This window comes from Mesorhizobium sp. P2_E6 (assembly GCF_056403835.1).
The window spans coordinates 1-2083 of sequence record NZ_JBFUEQ010000036.1; the positions used below are offsets into that span (position 1 = coordinate 1).

Annotated in this window: 3 protein-coding genes and 1 pseudogene; 3 read left to right on the forward strand and 1 reads right to left on the reverse strand. The window is 61.2% G+C overall.

Going from position 1 to position 2083, the window contains the following annotated elements; genetic code table 11:
* From AC1D08_RS33600 to AC1D08_RS33610, 3 genes and pseudogenes are all read left to right on the forward strand, one after another.
* Positions 1 to 308 (forward strand): annotated as a pseudogene (locus tag AC1D08_RS33600) (hypothetical protein); the annotation flags it as partial.
* 695 nt (positions 309 to 1003) lie between these two features.
* Positions 1004 to 1327: a DUF736 domain-containing protein gene (locus AC1D08_RS33605; RefSeq protein WP_006205585.1), complete on the forward strand. Its 324-nt coding sequence runs from the start codon at positions 1004 to 1006 to the stop codon at positions 1325 to 1327.
* Between the two features lie 57 nt (positions 1328 to 1384).
* A complete protein-coding gene (locus AC1D08_RS33610; RefSeq protein WP_477425340.1) occupies positions 1385 to 1714 on the forward strand; it encodes a hypothetical protein in 330 nt (109 codons plus the stop codon).
* A gap of 116 nt (positions 1715 to 1830) precedes the next feature.
* Here AC1D08_RS33610 and AC1D08_RS33615 read toward each other — a convergent pair.
* Positions 1831 to 2083 (reverse strand): hypothetical protein (locus tag AC1D08_RS33615; protein WP_477425341.1); only part of this gene is annotated, 253 nt, incomplete at its 5' end.

Sequence of the window (2083 nt, forward strand, 5' to 3'; positions counted from 1 at the left end):
ACCATGTTCCTTCTCCTGAAGGAGTTCACGAGCACTGGTTCCACGCCGCAAAGGACCGGGAGATGGCGCAGCGCGCCGACTTTGGCATGATGGTCTGGGACGGCGCATCACCCGGCACTGCCGTCAACGTGCTTCGGCTCGCCATCGCAAACAAGCCGTGCGTCATTTATGATCTGGTCAGGGGCAGCGTGGCGAGGACGTACAATGTGGAGGACTGGTGCGCCATCCTCCGCCATGTCGATCCGGACATTCGCCGCCAGGTCGAAGCCCGCATGATGCCGGACGAGCGTCTGGCGTTGCCAGGATGATGGATGCGGTCCAGCCGACAGCCCGGCGGGTTCCTTATGTTCATCCGGCTCCTCGCCGCCTAATCCACTTGTATGAGCGGCCGAAGCCGGCCCCTTTCCCACGCGCAGAGCGCCGGGCGTTGTGCGGATGATCATCTTGACCCGTCTCGCCTCTGAAGCGGGTGCAAGCCTGCCGAACAACATCCTGGCTTGCCGGGTCATCCAACCTGACTGCGCGGTATCGTCCCGAGGGGCGTGAGTTCGCTGTCAGCCGGCTCCGATCTCGAAACCGCTATGCCGCCATTCCGAACACGCAAGGAGGTCACGCGCCGGGCTGCTGTTCGATGTGTTGGCAATGCCGACGACATGACCCGAGAGGCTGCAGCATGTTCCTGCGATCCGGCAGCGTTGCGTCGGCGGTCAAGCGATGGCGGCCTGGGTTCTTGTCCATCTGCCGCATCCGGAGCCATTCCCGTTTCATGTCGCCTTTGTAGACGACCGCCTGCTTTGTGCGGTCAACCCCCGTTGGGGGTACACTCGGCGAATATTCAGGAAAATTCGATTTCTGTTTTTGGTCAGCGGGCAGGCGAAGGGCCTGCCCGCAATTTTTCGGCAAATAGAATTTTCCAGAATTTTCGCCGAGATGACCGCAGCAGGACGGCCCTCTCCTTTGGCGCCATCGGGAATGGTCCCGATGCAACCGAAGGAGAAATACCATGGCCACCACGATCGCAAATCTCACCACCAAGGCCGACGGCTCGATGGAAGGTGTCTTCGCGACGCTCCGGGTCAATGCCCCGATCACCCTCATCCCGAACACCAACAAGTCGCGCGAGGACGCGCCCGACTACCGGATCGTCAACAAGCGCACGGGCTTCGAGATCGGAGCCGGCTGGCACCGCATCTCCCAGCGTTCGGGAGAGGAATACCTCTCGGTCAAGCTGGAAGCGCCCGAGATCGGCGTGATCTTCGGCAATCTGGCTCCCGCCCCCGGTGGCGAGGAAAACAAGAAGGTCATCCTCTGGAACAACCCCCAGTGAGGCATCGATGGCCGGCCCCTCGAGGGGCCGGCTCCCCACCGGCAAAAGGAGGTTGCAATGAGCCGTTACACAATTACCGTCACCGGGCAGGGGCGCTCAGACCCGGACGCAATCATCGGTTACGACCCACCGCTTCGGACCTACTTCCTGCAAGCGTTCCCCCACGAAGAAACCGACGAGCCCGGTCTTTGGCTTGGCACCCACGATGGCGCGTTCGAAACACTTGGATATCTTCGCCATGCAGCCATTTCACACGGCTACGACTTCATGCCGCTGTCGCCCAAACTGGCCGCAAAGCTGGCCGACGACAAAGCGGCAGCCAGCGGGCGTCCGGTGCAAAACGCAATCCTCGGCCATGTGCTGAAACACCTCAACCAACCCAAGTAGGCAACACGTCTCAGGGCCCGCGCCGGAGTGCTCCGTCGCGGGCCCTTTTTTTGCGCGTCGCAAAGAGCCAAGCACATCGCCCGTCGCAGCATGCGACAGCGACTCCAAACCGCCGATTATTCCGGCAGTTTGTGCTTATGAATGCGGATATAATCCTGCACAGCTTTTCGCAGCAGCTCGGTCATGCTGTGCCCGTTGCTGATTGCCAGCAACTTGAACTGACGCTGCTCGGCAGCCGTCAGGTAGTAGCCGCAGCGGATCATCTCCTCCTCGCGAATCTTCTTTCCGGCGATGGGGTCCTTTTTCTGACCTTGTCGCAGCAGCTTGCGAAAATCGGGCCCGACTGCCGGGGACGGCTTTGTCGGTACC